This is a genomic window from Pseudomonas sp. DW-iso3 (assembly GCF_058725305.1).
Window position 1 is genome coordinate 307,392 of record NZ_JBZXDZ010000002.1, and the last position, 15,613, is coordinate 323,004.

20 protein-coding genes and 1 tRNA gene are annotated in these 15,613 nt (G+C 60.2%); 8 read left to right on the top strand and 13 right to left on the bottom strand.

The genetic code is table 11. The features are described 5' to 3' along the window. The first annotated feature begins 55 nt into the window (after window positions 1-55). The 3 genes from pstB to AC4PS7_RS07120 are packed head-to-tail and all read left to right on the top strand — an operon-like array spanning window position 56 to window position 2,133. Window positions 56-817: a phosphate ABC transporter ATP-binding protein PstB gene (gene pstB / locus AC4PS7_RS07110; RefSeq protein WP_010210300.1), complete on the top strand. Its 762-nt coding sequence runs from the start codon at window positions 56-58 to the stop codon at window positions 815-817. A 27-nt stretch (window positions 818-844) separates the two neighbouring features. After that, a complete protein-coding gene (locus tag AC4PS7_RS07115; RefSeq protein ID WP_010210302.1) occupies window positions 845-1,543 on the top strand; it encodes a hypothetical protein in 699 nt (232 codons plus the stop codon). Further along, complete coding sequence (locus AC4PS7_RS07120) at window positions 1,543-2,133, top strand: hypothetical protein (RefSeq protein ID WP_021493089.1); 591 nt, start codon at window positions 1,543-1,545, stop codon at window positions 2,131-2,133. Before AC4PS7_RS07115 ends, AC4PS7_RS07120 begins: the two co-directional genes overlap by 1 nt. 39 nt (window positions 2,134-2,172) lie before the next feature. Here AC4PS7_RS07120 and AC4PS7_RS07125 read toward each other — a convergent pair whose 3' ends face one another. Beyond that, a complete protein-coding gene (locus AC4PS7_RS07125; protein ID WP_010210309.1) occupies window positions 2,173-2,778 on the bottom strand; it encodes a cysteine hydrolase family protein in 606 nt (201 codons plus the stop codon). A gap of 254 nt (window positions 2,779-3,032) precedes the next feature. Here AC4PS7_RS07125 and AC4PS7_RS07130 point away from each other — a divergent pair, with 254 nt between their 5' ends. Together AC4PS7_RS07130 and AC4PS7_RS07135 are read left to right on the top strand one after the other, a co-directional pair. Continuing rightward, on the top strand, window positions 3,033-3,230 hold the full coding sequence (locus AC4PS7_RS07130) for a hypothetical protein (protein WP_021493090.1): 198 nt from the start codon (window positions 3,033-3,035) through the stop codon (window positions 3,228-3,230). Window positions 3,231-3,478: 248 nt separating this feature from the next. After that, a tRNA-Leu gene (locus AC4PS7_RS07135) sits at window positions 3,479-3,565 on the top strand. Between the two features lie 180 nt (window positions 3,566-3,745). Here AC4PS7_RS07135 and AC4PS7_RS07140 read toward each other — a convergent pair. Continuing rightward, a complete protein-coding gene (locus tag AC4PS7_RS07140) occupies window positions 3,746-4,027 on the bottom strand; it encodes a hypothetical protein (RefSeq protein WP_010210311.1) in 282 nt (93 codons plus the stop codon). A gap of 196 nt (window positions 4,028-4,223) precedes the next feature. Between AC4PS7_RS07140 and AC4PS7_RS07145 the strand changes: the two genes are divergently transcribed. After that, window positions 4,224-4,697: a GFA family protein gene (locus tag AC4PS7_RS07145; RefSeq protein WP_010210312.1), complete on the top strand. Its 474-nt coding sequence runs from the start codon at window positions 4,224-4,226 to the stop codon at window positions 4,695-4,697. Here AC4PS7_RS07145 and AC4PS7_RS07150 read toward each other — a convergent pair. Further along, window positions 4,669-5,196 (bottom strand): DinB family protein, encoded by a 528-nt coding sequence (locus AC4PS7_RS07150; protein WP_010210313.1) that lies wholly within the window; start codon window positions 5,194-5,196, stop codon window positions 4,669-4,671. The genes AC4PS7_RS07145 and AC4PS7_RS07150 overlap by 29 nt on opposite strands. Window positions 5,197-5,321: 125 nt before the next feature. Here AC4PS7_RS07150 and AC4PS7_RS07155 point away from each other — a divergent pair, with 125 nt between their 5' ends. Next, the gene (locus AC4PS7_RS07155; RefSeq protein WP_042572373.1) at window positions 5,322-6,011 is read left to right on the top strand and encodes a tellurite resistance TerB family protein; all 690 of its coding nucleotides are present in this window, start codon (window positions 5,322-5,324) and stop codon (window positions 6,009-6,011) included. Here the strand turns inward: AC4PS7_RS07155 and AC4PS7_RS07160 are convergent. The 10 genes from AC4PS7_RS07160 to AC4PS7_RS07205 all read right to left on the bottom strand — a co-directional run bounded on the left by AC4PS7_RS07160 (window position 6,008) and on the right by AC4PS7_RS07205 (window position 15,191). After that, window positions 6,008-6,829 (bottom strand): PA4824 family protein, encoded by an 822-nt coding sequence (locus AC4PS7_RS07160; RefSeq protein WP_492179254.1) that lies wholly within the window; start codon window positions 6,827-6,829, stop codon window positions 6,008-6,010. The two genes, AC4PS7_RS07155 and AC4PS7_RS07160, sit on opposite strands and share 4 nt — an antisense overlap. An 18-nt stretch (window positions 6,830-6,847) precedes the next feature. Further along, window positions 6,848-7,195: a DUF2493 domain-containing protein gene (locus AC4PS7_RS07165; RefSeq protein ID WP_010210317.1), complete on the bottom strand. Its 348-nt coding sequence runs from the start codon at window positions 7,193-7,195 to the stop codon at window positions 6,848-6,850. Window positions 7,196-7,260: 65 nt separating this feature from the next. Then, window positions 7,261-9,975 carry a magnesium-translocating P-type ATPase gene (gene mgtA, locus AC4PS7_RS07170; RefSeq protein WP_010210318.1) on the bottom strand — a complete coding sequence of 905 codons (2,715 nt, stop codon included), beginning with the start codon at window positions 9,973-9,975 and terminating at the stop codon, window positions 7,261-7,263. Between the two features lie 235 nt (window positions 9,976-10,210). Beyond that, window positions 10,211-10,504 (bottom strand): hypothetical protein, encoded by a 294-nt coding sequence (locus tag AC4PS7_RS07175; RefSeq protein ID WP_074900577.1) that lies wholly within the window; start codon window positions 10,502-10,504, stop codon window positions 10,211-10,213. Window positions 10,505-10,821: 317 nt separating this feature from the next. Continuing rightward, a complete protein-coding gene (locus AC4PS7_RS07180; RefSeq protein WP_021493096.1) occupies window positions 10,822-11,433 on the bottom strand; it encodes a LysE family transporter in 612 nt (203 codons plus the stop codon). Between the two features lie 74 nt (window positions 11,434-11,507). Next, window positions 11,508-12,299, bottom strand: a complete 792-nt coding sequence (locus AC4PS7_RS07185) for an AraC family transcriptional regulator (protein WP_010210322.1) — start codon at window positions 12,297-12,299, stop codon at window positions 11,508-11,510. A gap of 50 nt (window positions 12,300-12,349) precedes the next feature. Then, complete coding sequence (gene arsH / locus AC4PS7_RS07190; protein ID WP_044287231.1) at window positions 12,350-13,036, bottom strand: arsenical resistance protein ArsH; 687 nt, start codon at window positions 13,034-13,036, stop codon at window positions 12,350-12,352. Further along, window positions 13,033-13,518 carry an arsenate reductase ArsC gene (locus AC4PS7_RS07195; RefSeq protein ID WP_010210324.1) on the bottom strand — a complete coding sequence of 162 codons (486 nt, stop codon included), beginning with the start codon at window positions 13,516-13,518 and terminating at the stop codon, window positions 13,033-13,035. Before AC4PS7_RS07195 ends, arsH begins: the two co-directional genes overlap by 4 nt. A gap of 13 nt (window positions 13,519-13,531) precedes the next feature. Then, window positions 13,532-14,815, bottom strand: a complete 1,284-nt coding sequence (locus AC4PS7_RS07200; RefSeq protein ID WP_038453268.1) for an arsenic transporter — start codon at window positions 14,813-14,815, stop codon at window positions 13,532-13,534. Between the two features lie 19 nt (window positions 14,816-14,834). Next, window positions 14,835-15,191 carry a metalloregulator ArsR/SmtB family transcription factor gene (locus AC4PS7_RS07205; protein ID WP_021493101.1) on the bottom strand — a complete coding sequence of 119 codons (357 nt, stop codon included), beginning with the start codon at window positions 15,189-15,191 and terminating at the stop codon, window positions 14,835-14,837. 176 nt (window positions 15,192-15,367) lie between these two features. Here AC4PS7_RS07205 and AC4PS7_RS07210 point away from each other — a divergent pair, with 176 nt between their 5' ends. Then, window positions 15,368-15,583: a hypothetical protein gene (locus AC4PS7_RS07210; RefSeq protein ID WP_010210327.1), complete on the top strand. Its 216-nt coding sequence runs from the start codon at window positions 15,368-15,370 to the stop codon at window positions 15,581-15,583. Window positions 15,584-15,613: the final 30 nt, after the last annotated feature.

Here is a 15,613-nt window from a genome sequence, read left to right on the forward strand (position 1 = left end):
GAACGTATCAACTGCGCAAAAAGCCGCTCCGTTTGTCACCCAGGCGCCTGTGGTCATGGACTGCAAGCTGGACAAGATTTTCTACGGCAACTTCATGGCGGTGCGTGATAGCCATGTGCCGATCGAGAAGAACAAGATTACCGGCTTCATCGGCCCGTCCGGCTGCGGCAAGTCCACCGTGCTGCGTAGCCTCAACCGCATGAATGACCTGGTAAAGGGCTTCCGTTTCGAAGGCCATGTGCATTTCCTTGGCCAAGACGTTTACGGCAAGGGCGTGGACCCTGTGGTCGTGCGCCGTTATATCGGCATGGTGTTCCAACAGCCCAACCCGTTCTCGATGAGCATCTTCGACAACGTGGCCTTCGGCTTGCGCCTGAACCGCTACAAAGGCGACCTGGGCGACCGCGTCAAACACGCGTTGCAAGGCGCGGCGCTGTGGGATGAGGTCAAGGACAAGCTCAAGGTCAGCGGCCTGTCGCTCTCCGGCGGCCAGCAACAACGCCTGTGCATCGCCCGTGCCATCGCAACCGAACCGGAAGTGCTGTTACTGGATGAACCGTGTTCGGCACTGGACCCGATTGCTACGCGCCGTGTCGAAGAGCTGATGGTCGAGTTGAAAAAGGATTACACCATCGCGCTGGTCACCCACAACATGCAGCAAGCGATCCGTGTGGCGGATACCACCGCGTTTTTCTCGGTGGACATTTCCCAGGGCACCCGTACCGGTTACCTGGTGGAAATGGGCCCGACCGCGCAGATCTTCGAGAACCCGCGTGAGCAAATGACCGGGGACTACATCAGCGGCAAGTTCAGCTGACCCATGCAGCGTTTTTCAGGATTGCCAATGCCTGCAACACATCGTCTTGACCTGGCCGCGATTGAACGCGCACTGCGTGAGGTCCAGTCGCGTTTTGCCCAGCTCAGCCAGGACTTCACCGAGCCACGCGACCCATTCACAAACGAAGTGCTGCAGAATGTGCTTGAAGGTTATGCCCTGATTGACGACTATGTTGCGCGCGGTGTCGACCTGTTTGACCTCCAGCAACTGAACCTGATGCTGGAGATCAATGCCACGGTACTGTGTGGCAGCGACCCGGTACGCCGGCAGGAATACGCGCAGCACCTGGCGGCGACCGAAGTGCACTTTTTCAACAATGTCGAAGGTGGCATCAAGGATCTGTACAACTGGTATTGCAAGCACCATAACGAATCCGTATGGAAGCGAGCCGCAGGTGTCTACGTACGGGTCCTGAGCAAGCCGCAGTTGTTCATTGAAGGCAATCACCGCAGCGGGTCGCTGATCGTCAGCTACCTGCTGATGCGCGAGGGGTTGCCGCCTTTCGTGCTGACGCTGGACAACGCCGAGGGCTATTTCAACCCGTCCTCGGTGATACGCAACTCCGCCAAGCATGGCGTGATGGCTTTGTACGAATTGCCCAAGATCAAGAAAAAATACGCAGCGTTCCTGGAAGATAATGCTCCGGATCCAACAGAATTTTTCCTGAGCGACACACCTGCGCCCGCCCATCAGGGGGGCCGTTGATGGGAAGGTACCCAGTGCTCGACACGATCAAGCGTGTGTTCAAGCGTCAGCGAATCCGTATTTCGTTCGACATCGACGACACACTGGCCTGCCAGCTCCACCACAGTGCGACCGAACACAGCCGCTTGCCGGCGTGTGTGCACCGTTGGTTGGGCGAACCCCTGCGCAGCGGCACCCGTTCCCTGACCCGCGAGCTACGTCGCCAGGGCTGCAGTGTCTGGGTCTACACCTCATCCGGCCGCACCCCGTCCTACATCCGCCGCTGGTTGTTGCTGTACGGCATCCACGTCGACGGCGTGGTTAACAGCGTGCGCCATAACCAGGCACTCACGGAGCGCGGGTTGACGAGCACCCCGTCGAAATTTCCGCCGGCCTTCGACATCGACTTGCACGTCGATGATTCTGAAGGCGTTCAGCTTGAAGGTTTCGACCACGGGTTTCGTGTGGTGGTGGTTGACCCGCAAGACGAGCAATGGGCGCAACGGGTGTTGGAGGCTGTTGCACAGGTCCAGGCACAATTGGCTCGCCAACAGCCGCTGAGGCACAAGGTGCCGGTGCGGGCTTATCCAGGCCTGACGGTGAACGGTTGAAGCAAAAAGGGCAACTGAAAGATCAGTTGCCCTTTTTGCTTACTTGGCGTTCAACGCCCCAAGAAACTCGGTATGCCGTAACACCTTCGAAAACATCGGCAGTGTGAAGTTTTCCGCCGCTTTTTGCTGTTCGTCGGTGAACGTCGCTGTACAGTCGGCCAGAGTCACCACGTTATAACCCTTTTCATAACCTGATCGAACCGTGCCTTCGACGCAGCAGTTGGTCAGGAATCCTGCCACCACCAGGTTGTGGATGCCATTGTTGCGCAGCACCAGGTCCAGTCCAGTGGTAGCAAAACCATCCAGGCCGCGCTTGCCTTCCACAAGAATATCGCCAGGTTCACGGCTGATCGCATCGGTGATGTCTGCGCCCCAACTGCCGGTGCGGAACGCGCTGCCATCGGCAACGCCCTTTAAAATCCCGTAGTCGCGTGTCGTCAGCTCCGGATAGCCCTCCGCGAACTGAATCGGCAGGTGAATGATCTTCACGCCCAGTTGGCGCGCCTGTTGCACCGTGGTTGCGGTATTGGCCAGCATGTCGGTCGCGTGCATGACGTCTTTGACGGCGTCATGGAAGACGCCACCGGGAGTGGTGAAATCGTTCTGGAATTCGATCAGGACAAGGGCGGTGGCGTGGGGATTCATGGTGCGTCTCCGATAGGTGGGTTCAAGCATTGGGTTCGGGTGTCAAGCATAGAGCTGGGATCGCAGTCTGGCCGATTTTGTAACGCGCATACCACCGGTTATACACCGGATTGATCACCCGCAACGGCACCCGGTGGTGGTGACGAGGCCACAGGCGCAGCGTTCACCATTCGTCTAATGCCCGGCACTCTGAAGAATGTACTGTCTCTGAATAATAAGCACGGATACCCCGAGCGTAAGAAAGGAGAGCCCGTATGGAAATCAATGAAAACGCCCCAGGGAATATTTCACAGCAAGCAGTAACCCGCGGCACAGATAATGAAACAGGGCACGATCCAAAGCGTGATGACGACAATATCCCGCTGCCGCCGGACGACGAGGCACCGCTTGAAGAGGATATGTCTGACGTGGACGCTGCCGATTCGGTAGCGAGCGAGCATCCCGACCACTGATGTGCCTCCCAGCACAACAATTCCGACGTGTGCGTCGGGATTGTTGTTTATGCCCGTGGGGAGGGCATCAGGATCGCCGAGCAAGGGCCCAAGTGACGCCCATGAGCCGGGTTTATTCCTCTGGATGCTACCTAGATCACTGATCTACCGAGCTTTTTCGCCAGCCTCGCAGCGCGAGAAAGCTGTCGTTCGACCTTGCGTCAAAGCGACTGGATCTATATATTCCCAACCCTGCAACACGCGCTGCCGCCCGAATGGCGAAACTGGTAGACGCATGGGACTTAAAATCCCCCGCTCGTAAGGGCGTCCCGGTTCGATTCCGGGTTCGGGCACCATCATTTGGTTTCACGACCTCTCAGGACGTCGCTGCAGCCCGCATAGAACCTGCCTTGTGCAGGTTTTTTTGTGGCCCGGTTTTTTGCCGGATGTACGCCCTGTTCGCGGGGCGCTGTAGCGCTGCAACAGGCGATTGCAAACCTTGCGGGCAAATGGCAGGTGGCCCCGTGGCGCCATGATTACACGAACGGCTGACCACTGAACCCGCGCGGCAAACGCTGCAAGCCTGGCAAGTCGGTAAGGCGCTGCGTCCAGGCACTGCGCCAGTCGATATTGGTGTGGGTCTTGGCTTTGCGATTAACGCGTCGGGCCGCATTGCGCTGGGTGCGGCGGGCATCCTTGTAGGCGTCAGTGTTGCGGCAGGTACGACATTTGACTCGGTTCAGCTCGGTGCTGGAAGGGAGGTTGGTGCCGTGGTGACCACAGGCCAAGTGACCTGCAACCTTGAAGTGAATGACCATGTAAGCGTCTCCTTCTCGGGGGTACGCACATCGCTAGACCCTCAATGCGCGCGGGGAGGGCGGGGCGGTAAAAACCTCGACACCTAGGGTTAGGACCCCAACAACCAGGCAGCGTTCGGTTTGGGCGACAGGCCTGTTCAAGTCTGGCACCTGAGGCTAACCTGAGACGCTACCCATCAATAATAAGGAAGCAATGATGAGCGTCGACACCCTGCCATATGAGGGCAGCTGCCGTTGTGAGCGTGTGCGTTTCACCGTGAGTGCCGCCCCGGTGATCACCATGGCCTGTCATTGCACGGGCTGCCAGAAGATGTCTTCCAGTGCGTTCTCACTGAGCGCGTTGATTCCCGCCAGCGGTTTCACGGTCACCCAGGGCTGCCCTGTGATCGGCGGCCTGCAGGGCGTGGATCGCCATTATTTCTGCCCCCATTGCATGAGCTGGCTGTTCACACGGCCCCATGGCATCGATGAATTCGTCAATGTACGCGCCGCGTTGCTGGATAACGCCAGCGGTTACGTGCCTTTCATGGAGACTTGGACCCGCGAGAAGCTGCCTTGGGCATCCACCCCGGCCGTGGAAAGCTATGCACAGTTGCCCGAGCCGCACGAGTTTGCGCGCTTGATGCAGGCCTATGCCGAGTTCAGTCGATCAGCGCCAGCAAGTCCGTAGTGCCCACATCCAGCCCGGCCTGGGTCAGCAACGTCGTGGCCTGGCCCCGGTGGTGGGTCTGGTGATTGAAAAAGTGCACCAGCAGGCTGAAGAAATCCTTGTCGGCGCTCACGCCGCGCATATTGCGGTAATGCAGGCGATGGTCCAGGTCGGGCTCCTGCACGCTGTGGCTCCAATCGACAATCAACTGATCCAGCCAGGTGCGATGGGCTGCCAGCTCACGTATATCAGCAAAAGCCAATTGTTTGAGATCGGCAGGCGTAGCAATAACGTGCAGCGGAGCCAGCGCTGTGAAGCCTGCTGGATGCTGCGCAAAACGCTTGAGCCAGACGGTGTCGCCCAGGACCAGATGGTTCAGCGTGCCGAGGATCGAGCCGAAAAACGCCTGTCGATCCATCGCCAGTTCCGCGTCCGTCAGTGTCTGGGCCGCGTCATAGAGCTTGCGGTTCATCCACTGGTTGTAATTCGCCATCAGCGCGATGTGCTCAGTCCGGTTCACTTGGGTTTTCTCTCAAAGGCGCGGTAACGCCATGATAGGCCGTGCCCGCCCGGCGGTCATGGTGTTCCGGCAGTGTCGGGCTATGGTTGTTAGACGCCAACACTGCGCCCTGGGAGGGTGACACCATGAACACCAGTGATTTACTTGAACAACTTTTGCGCGCTGGGCAAGGCGGCAGTGCATCATCCGGCGGACTGGGTGGGCTGCTCGGTGGGTTATTGAAAGGCACCCGCACTGGCAATGCATCGGCCGGTGGCGGTCTGGGTGATCTGTTGGGAGGCCTGGGTGGGATGTTGGGCGGCACAAACGCTACTCGTCCCGCTCAAGGGCGTTCCGGTGGGATGAACTACGCGGCGTTGGCCTCTCTGGGAATGGCCGCGTTTCAGGCCTATCAAGCCTGGCAGCGCCAGCAAGCCAATGCGCCGCAGCAAGCCTTGCAGACAGTCGACCAGCTCGACGGCCCCGCAGCCGAGGACCACAGCCATGCGGTATTGCGTGCCTTGATCGCCGCTGCCAAAGCCGACGGCCGTATCGATGAAAATGAGCGGCAACTGATTTCCAATGAGCTGGGCCGGCATACCGAGGACCCGCAACTGCAGCAGTGGCTCGACGCTGAAGTCGCCAAACCGCTGGATGCTGCGGATTTCTCTGAGCTCGCCGGCGACCCAGCTGTGGCGGCCGAGGTGTACCTGGCCAGTGTGATGATGGTGGACGATCAGCAGGACGCCGAACGCAATTACCTGGATGAGCTGGCCGGGCAGTTGCAAATCGACCCGCAATTGCAACTGCACCTGGAGCAACAAGCCAAGGCCTAGAACCGCAGCGTGGCGCCGGTGGTAAGCCATTGCGTGTGGTCACCGACCAGGCTGCGTCCAACCACCAGGTCCACGTCGACCCGCTCGCCGACATGAAACCTGGGCCCAGCCTGCCACGCCTGGTCGCCGCCATCCTGGCCGTAGCGCTCGGCGACCAGCGTCAATGAATGCGCCACCTGGTACTCAAGGCCGGTGCCCCAGGTCAGTCGGTGTTTTTGGTCTCCGTCGTTGTAGGTGTGGGACCAACCGGCATTCAAATTCAGGCGCACGGGTGCCAACGGCTGCCACGTCAACGGGATGTTGAAGTCGGTGCCTTCAAAGCCGTGCCGACGGCCTTGTGCAAAGTGCGCGCCGGCCGACACGGCCATTTCCAGTCCCAGGTCTTCCCGCGACCAGACGTGTGCCTTGAGCTGTGGGTTCACCTGGGTTTCACCCTTGCCTGCGCTGGTAGCGCGGGAGAGGGCTGCGCCCCATTGCACCGAAGGCAGCGCGGCAAAGGTGCAGGCAGGCGACAGCATTTCAGTGTGAGTGCTGCCATCGTGTCGGTTGGCGGTGTGCCAGGCATCAACGTTGCATTCGCCTGGCGCATTGATCGCGCCGTCGTCGACCACATAAGAACCGCCGGCCGCGTGGGCCTTTGACAACAAGGCAATCGTCAACAGGATGCCCAGGGTCAGCCCGATAAAGATCAGGTTGCGCCGCAACGCGCGACGTTTGGCCGGTGGTAGTAACAACAGGGTGGGGCGTGCACCGTGGTAGCGACGCGCTCGGTATTTGGCAAACCCGTCCTGGCGGGCTGGGGTGTGTTTTTTGTGCATGATGCACCTCGCATGAATTCAGCTTTCTACGCTCAGCACCGAAATGCCGCTGGCTTTGGCCTGGCAGACCAACTCGCAGGTGTCGTCCCCGCCGGGTAGGGCGATGACCACGTCTGGGCGGCTGTCGGCCAGCATGAAATGGTTGCGCTGGCGTTCCGCCTGCTTGCCGTGGCGTTGCCAGTTGGGCGGGTAGCGCACCACGTCGATACCCAATTCTCGGGCCCAGTCCTCAACGTCACTGCCGAGGAATTGATTGCCCCCGTGGATCAGTACCTGCACCGGGCGCAGGCGGTGGTAAGCGTCCAGCACTTGGCGGGACATTTTGGTGTCGGCGTAATGACGACCTGCACAGATCAAGACGCGCATAAGGTGATTCCTTGTGTTGCACGGTGGCGGCCGGGCGACCGCCACCGTTTAAACGGCGGGGGAGATCAGTACCACTGCTTGAAGCGGCGGATGTAGATCGTCTTCATCAGTTGGGCCACGCAGCAGTAGCTGATCAGGGTGCCTACCAGCCATGGGAAATACGCCATTGGCAGCGGTTGCAGGCCCACCAGGGTGCCCAGTGGCGAGAACGGCACGTAGATCCCCAGCACGATCACCACGCAGGTCATCATCAACACCGGCCAGGCGGCGGTGCTCTGGAAGAACGGGATCTTGCGGGTCCGCAGCATGTGCACGACCAGGGTTTGCGAGAGCAATCCCTCGATGAACCAGCCGGATTGGAACAGGGTCTGCACTTCCACACTGTTGGCCGCGAACACGAACCACATCAGCGCAAAGGTGGTGATGTCGAAGATCGACGAGGTCGGCCCGATCCAGATCATGAACCGACCGATGTTCTTCGCATCCCACTTGCGCGGCTTGGCCAGGTACTCCTTGTCCATCTTGTCCCACGGCAAGGCCAGCTGGGAGATGTCGTACATTAAGTTTTGCAGCAGCAAGTGGATCGACAGCATCGGCAGGAACGGAATGAACGCACTGGCCACCAGCACCGAAAACACGTTGCCGAAGTTGGAGCTGGCGGTCATGTTCAGGTACTTCATGATATTGCCGAAGGTTTCGCGGCCCTTGAGCACGCCTTCTTCCAGCACCATCAGGCTCTTTTCCAGCAGGATGATGTCGGCCGATTCCTTGGCGATATCGGTCGCTGTGTCGACCGAGATACCCACGTCGGCATCGCGCAAAGCCGGTGCATCGTTGATCCCATCACCCAGGAAACCCACAGTGTGGCCGTTGGCTTGCAGCGCCTTGAGCACGCGGGACTTCTGCAGCGGCGTCAGCTTGGCGAACACGGTGCGTTCTTCTACGCGGCGCAGCAGCGTCGCGTCGTCCATGGCTTCGATTTCGGCACCGAGCAGCGGCTGGCCTGGCTCGAGACCGACCTGACGGCAGATCTTGCTGGTGACCACGGCGTTGTCGCCGGTCAGCACCTTGATCGCCACGCCGATCTGTTGCAGTGCAGCAATCGCAGGGCCGGCGGTTTCTTTCGGTGGATCGAGGAAGGTGAGGAAACCCTGGATCACCAGGTTGCGCTCATCGGCGGTGGTGTACTGCTGGCGCGCCATCGATTTAGGGATGTGGCGGGTGGCGACCACCAGCACACGGAACCCGTCTTCGTTGTAGTCGTTGGCAATCGCCAGCAGTTCTTCACGGCGACGCTCGTCCAGCGGCACGGCGGCGCCCGCTTCCATGACATGGCTGGAAATGCTCAGCATCTCTTCCACGGCGCCTTTGCACACCAGCAGTTGGTCGTCGGCGGCATCCTTGACCACGATCGACAGGCGACGGCGGACGAAGTCGAACGGCAACTCGTCGATCTTGCTGTAGGCGAACGGCACCTTGAACTTCGGGTTCTGCTCCGAAAATTCCACCACCGCCTGATCCATCAGGTTCTTCATGCCACTTTGATGATGGCTGTTGAGCCAGGCCAGGGACAGTACGGCATCATCACGCTGGCCAAAGGCGTTGACGTGATGTTCGAGGATGATCTTGTCCTGGGTCAGGGTACCGGTCTTGTCGGTGCACAGTACGTCCATCGAACCGAAGTTTTGGATCGCGTTGAGGCGTTTGACCACCACCTTGCGCTTGGCCATGGCGGTGGCGCCCTTGGCCAGGTTGGCACTGACGATCATCGGCAGCATTTCCGGGGTGAGGCCGACGGCCACCGCCAGGGCAAACAGGAAGGCGTCGCCCCAGTCGCCCTTGGAGAAGCCATTGAGCAGGAACACGATCGGCACCATCACCAGCATGAAGCGGATCAGCAACCAGCTGACGCTGTTCACCCCACGGTCGAACGCAGTTTGCACCCGGGAACCGACAATCGCCTTGGCCAGGGAGCCAAAGTAGGTGCGTGGTCCGGTGGCGACCACCACGGCTTTTGCACGGCCGCTGACCACGTTGGTGCCCATGAAGCAGATGTTCGGCAGGTCCAGCAGGTTGCCTTGGTCAGCGGTCACCGGTCCGGCTGATTTTTGCGTGACGTTACCCAGGGTGTCGTACTTTTCCACCGGCAAGGCTTCACCGGTCAGCACGGCCTGGCTGATGAACAGATCGCGGGATTCGATCAGACGGATGTCCGCCGGAATCATGTCGCCGGCCGACAGCTGCACGATATCGCCAGCCACCAACTCGCGCATCGGTACTTCGCGCAGGGTGGGTGGCGAGCCCACTTGTTCACGACGCAACACGGTGGCCGTGGTGCGTACCATGGCTTTCAAGGCTTCGGCGGATTTGGCCGAGCGGTGTTCCTGCCAGAACCGCAGCAGGCTGCTGAGCAGCACCATGGTCATGATGATGATGACTTTGGTCGGGTCAGCCTCTTCGCCTTCCTGCATCGGCAGCCAGCAATCGGTGAAGAAACTGATGCCCCCCAGGGTCAACAGCACATAAATGAACGGGTTGTTCAGTGCCTGCAGGAACTGGACGATGGCGTGAGGTGGCTTGTCGTGGGCGACTTCGTTATAGCCTTCGCGTTGCAGGCGGCCGCAAGCGTCCAGTTCGGTCAAGCCGTCCTGGGTGGCACGCACGTTCGCCAGGGTGGCCGACAGGCCGTTGTGGGCTTCGCGGGCGGCACGCATCGACAGTTTGGTGTCGGCGTCAGTGCCATTCTTTTTGTGCAGAGGCGTGTTTTTTACGGCGCTCATTGTCTGTACTCCTGTCGCCAATTTTCGACAAAACATACCCGGTACTTACCTGAGGACAGGCGAGCGAAAGCATGCCGAGTCGCTAACTTCGCGATCGGTTTAAATAAGGTGTTCATCTAACTTCTACAGGGCCCGCTAACAGTGCGTTAGTTAACTAGCGCGCAGCGGGCTACTACTGGACGTGTTCATAAAGAACTCCAGGAAATTGATCAGGAAGTTGCTGTTTCCAGCCGGGTCAGGTGGCGCGAGCGCTCACATAAAGACCGAGCATCAAGCTGGCTTGTGCCAGGCTGGAAACCTTGGGTCTCTGCGGGTCTTGAGGGTCGGGGTGATCCCAGTGCTGCACCCGTTGGCCGCTGTCCGGGCAGATACGCCAGTGCGCCAGCGGGTAAGCCGGGCGCACTTGAGGGGAAGGTGCTGCAAAAGCGGAGCGGGTAGGGGAAAAGCCTACGGGCTCACGGCACAGCTTGGCGCGCAGGGCGGCCGCTAGTGCGCGTACATCAGGCAAAACAAGGGCTTTGAAGGTCATAACACACCTCGGGACCGGACGGGCGACCGGCGAGGCAGTTACGGTGGAGCATCGAGCTCTAGCGCAGCTTACCGGACCGGTGTGGCGAGTCCTGTCATATTCTGGGTTTGGCGCCCGATGCCCGCAGAGGCGGTGCTCGGACAGCGACTAGATACTGTGTCCATTGGCTTCTTTTGTGAGGTTTAAAAAAGGCCCCAGTTGCGGGCACGGGCAATCTACTCAGACGCTTACAAAATGTCAACGCATGATTAATTAAATTGTCCGGTGTTCAGAGTTCATTCAGACAATCGGCATTCGAAAGTTAGTGGATATATAACTTATATACCCTGTGCGGCGAGAACGGCCAGATAGATCAATACCACGCCACAGGTGCCATAACTGATACGTTGCCACAACGGTGATGCGTTCTGGCGCAACACATTGACCAGCGCCGCGATCAGAAAGCACGACAGCACCGACGCCAACATGAACCCGGCAAAGAACATCAGCGTCTGCCCGTGGCTGGGCGTGGTGCCGACGATGCCTGACAACGCGCTGCCCAACGCGCCCCAGTAGACGATGTTTTTCGGGTTGGCCAGTGAGATCGCTGCGCCAACTGCCAGCGCATTTTGCCGGGTGCTGGCGGGTGCAGCGTCTGACTCAGGCAGCTTCCAGGCGTCGATCAGGCTGCGGATGCCGAGCCACGCCAGGTACAGCGCACACACCACTGTCAGCGGCACGCGCACGGCATCATGCTGGATCAGCAGGGCGATGCCGGTCAGGCCGATCACCGCCCACACCGCATCGCCCACCAGTGAGCCAAACTGCACCAGCAAGGCCGGTGTGAAGCCATGCAGCAAGCCACGGCGCAGGGTCTCTGCCAGCACCGCGCCGGGCGAGAGGCAGAACACAAAACCAAATACCAGTGCGTAGAAAAAGATCGTCAGCATGCCCACATTCCTTCAAGCGATGGCGGGCAGTGTGAGGACGCGCCGAAGCGCTGTCTTGGATCAGATTGCGCTGTTCAGCGCGTCACCGCGCGTTGATAAACGCCCGGCGTAATGCCGTAAGCCGCGCGAAAATGCCGGTTAAGGTGACTTTGGTCGGCAAAGCCCAGGGTATGTGCGGCCGCGCTGGCGGGCACCCCATTGCGCAGGAGACCTTTGGCGCGACGGGTGCGCAACTGCATGGCCCACTCACGGGGCGTCAGCCCGGTTTCTTTCTGGAAGGCGCGCAGCAGATGGAATTTGGACAGCCCCAGTTCGACGCCAAGATGATCGAGGGTCAGCGGCTGATGCAATTGTGCGGCGAGCAGCTCCTGGGCGCGGTTGATCAGCGGCTTGCCGGTGTTGGCGCTGCCTGGCAGGCGCACACCGCTGGTGTTCACCACTTGGCCCAACAGGAGCACCAACGCCTCTTCATTCAGTTCGCGAACCAGTGTGTCGGTACTCAGTGCCCCCTTGATCGCCGCCGCCAGTCGCTGCGCGAGGTCGGGCTGGAAGCACAACGACCGATCAAACTCCAGGTGCGCCAGCCCAAGGTCCGCCGCCAGTTGATCTGCGGTGGCATACAGGCTCACAAAGTGCCAGGGCGCGCCCTCTGCTGCGCCGCCGCCCTGAATCTGGCCGGGGTTGTACAGGGTGATGGAGCCGGGCCCTGCGTCGAACTCCCGACGGTCGAGCCAGACTTTTTCTTCGCCCAGCAGGTTCACGCCGATCACGCATTCATCATGGCTGTGGCGGGCAAAGGTCAGGCCGGTGCAGGCGGTACTGCTGATTTCATAGTTGCCCAGCCAGGCGTGTCGCACGGCGCTCATCGATTCAACTCAGTCAGGGGGCAGGTACGAGCATACGCTGGCAGGCGGGCTCAGATCGACCGTTGATTGACGCGGTGCGAGAGTTCTTCGGCGCTTTCCTTGCGCTCCGAATAGCGGTCCACCAGATCCGGACGTTCGCGCAGCAGCAGGGTGAACTTCATCAGTTCTTCCATCACGTCCACCACGCGGTCATACAGGGCGGAAGGCTTCATGCGGTCCTGATCATCGAACTCCATGAATGCCTTGGGCACCGAGGATTGATTGGGGATGGTGAACATGCGCATCCAGCGCCCCAGCACTCGCAACTGGTTAACCGTATTGAACGACTGGGAGCCGCCGGACACCTGCATCACCGCCAGGGTTTTGCCTTGGGTCGGGCGCACCGCGCCAAGGGCCAGCGGCACCCAGTCGATCTGTGCCTTGAACACCGCTGACATCGAACCGTGGCGCTCGGGCGAACACCAGACCTGGCCTTCGGACCACTGCATCAGTTCCAGCAGCTCTTGGACTTTTGGGTGGTCACGCGGTGCATCGTCGGGCAGTGGCAAACCGCTGGGGTTGAAGATGCGCGTTTGCGCACCGAAGTGCTGCAGCAGGCGTGCGGCTTCCTCCACCAGCAGGCGGCTGAACGAGCGCTCCCGGGTCGATCCGTAGAGCAGCAGGATGCGCGGTGGCTGGGCCACACCGTCCGGTTTTGGCGGGATCAGTGACGGGTCCAGGTTGGGCAGGGTGGTCATGGGGCCTCCGACTGCAACTGTGCAATGCGAGCGAGTTCTGTCTTGAGTTCGGCAGGGCTGAGCTCGGCAAAAGGCAGGATGAAAAACGCCCGGCAGCGGGTGGCAATGATCTTTAACGTGGCGTCGAATGCCGCCTGCACACTCGCGTCGTCACCCTGCACGTCCGAAGGGTCTTCCAGCCCCCAGTGCGCCTTCACCGCCGGCCCGAAATACACCGGGCAAGCCTCGCCGGCGGCCTTGTCACATACGGTGATCACCACGTCCGGCGGGCTGCTTTCGAACGCGTCGTTGCCTTTGCTGTACAAACCTTCGGTGCTGATGCCGGCGGCCTGCAACGTGCTCAGGCTGCGCGGCAGGACCTGGCCCTTGGGAAAGCTGCCGGAGCTGATCGCCTCGAAACCTTGTGGCGCCAGGTGATTGAACATCGCTTCGGACAAAATGCTGCGGCAGCTGTTGGCGGTACACATGAACAGGACTTTCATCGAGGTGACTCCGTTAGAAACTCAGGCGTAAAGCAAGGGCGGCGAGGGTGATCAACAGCACTGGCAGGGTCAGTACAATCCCGACCTTGAAGTAGTAGCCCCAGGTGATGGTGATGCCCTTGCGCGCCAGGATATGCAGCCACAGCAAGGTGGCGAGGCTGCCAATCGGGGTGATTTTCGGGCCCAGGTCGCTGCCGATCACGTTGGCGTAGATCATGGCCTCCTTGATCACGCCCACGGCATGGCTGGACTCGATGGACAGCGCGCCGATCAACACCGTCGGCAAGTTGTTCATCGCCGAGGACAGCAGCGCCGTCAGCACACCGGTGCCCATGGCTGCGCCCCACACGCCATAAGTGGCGAAGGTATCGAGCCAGGTCGCCAGGTAGGTGGTGAGGCCGGCGTTACGCAAGCCGTAGACCACCAGGTACATGCCGAGTGAAAAGATCACGATCTGCCAGGGTGCTTCCTTCAGTACTTTGCGCGTGGAGATCTTGTGGCCCTTGGCGGCGATCACCAGCAGGAGCAAGGCGCACACGGCGGAAATCGCGCTGATCGGAATGCCCAACGGTTCCAGGGCAAAGCAGCCCACCAGCAGGATGCCCAGCACCCACCAGCCGGCGCGGAAGGTGGCGCGGTCGTGGACCGCACTGGCAGGGTCGTCAAGGTCGGCGGGGTCGTAGGTCTGCGGAATGTCGCGGCGGAAGAACCACAACAGCACCGCCAGCGTGGCCGCGACGCTGACGAAGTTAACCGGCACCATCACGGCGGCGTATTCGTTGAAGCCAATCTTGAAGTAGTCGGCCGAGACAATGTTCACCAGGTTCGACACCACCAGCGGCAGGCTTGCCGTATCGGCGATAAAGCCGGCGCCCATGACGAACGCCAGCGTGGCCGCCGGAGAAAAACGCAGCGCCAGCAGCATCGACATCACGATCGGCGTCAGGATCAGCGCCGCACCGTCGTTGGCGAACAGCGCCGACACCAGTGCGCCGAGCAACACCATATAGGCAAACAACCGTCGGCCGCGCCCGCGCCCCCAGCGCGCTACATGCAGGGCGGTCCAGGCAAAGAAGCCGGCCTCGTCCAGCAACAGGCTGATGATGATCAGCGCGACAAAGGTCCCGGTGGCATTCCAGATGATGTGCCACACCACGGGAATGTCCGCCAGGCTGATCACGCCGCAGGCTAAGGCCAGGATCGCGCCCATGGTGGCGCTCCAGCCAACGCCCAAACCTTTGGGCTGCCAGATGACCAGGACGATGGTGAAGATAAAAATGGCAATTGCGACAAGCATGAATAAAGGCTCCGGTGGCTCAGCAGCAGGTGCTGGCCCGTTGTGGTCTGTCGCCCATTGCATCCAGACGCTGTGCGTCGCTGTGCAACCATGGCTGGTTGGCTTGCTGGGTGATGTGCAGCACCTGTGTCACCCACTCGGGCAGCGCAGGGTTGATGCGGTAGTAGATCCATTGACCCTGACGGCGGTCCAGCAGTAACCCGCAACTGCGCAGTTGCGCCAAGTGGCGGGAGATTTTTGGCTGGCTGTCGTCCAAGGCATGGATCAGTTCGCACACGCAAAGTTCGCCTTCGCGCAGGATCAATAACGTCAGGCGTGCGCGGGTGGCATCGGCCAGGCATTTGAACAGGGTGGGGGGGGAGATGGCGTCCGACATGGCCAAGGCCTTTGCATATTGGGTTATTCGAATATACGAATATCCATATATGCGGTCAAATCCTGTTTCAATTGACATGGATCAAATGCCTTGAAATCCGCCACAAGTGTTTGAAATTAAAATGAAACACGAATGTCCTAAAGTGCCTGCCCATTGCTGAAGAAGGATAAATCCGCGTGACCCGTGCCACTCGCAACCTGCGCAAGACCCTCGATTCCGTCGCGGACAATAACGAAACCGCCGCGTTCGACCTGATGCGCGCCGTTGAAAAACTCGGCGATGAAGTGCTGCGCCAGCGTTTGCTCAACACGATTCACCGGCTCAACCAGGATGCCTATGAGCTGCGTGAGGCGCGCGACTCGGTGGAGCAGGTGTCGGTGAGGCTGGCCTGAGCAAGATCGTTCAAGACAAGCCCGTTGTTG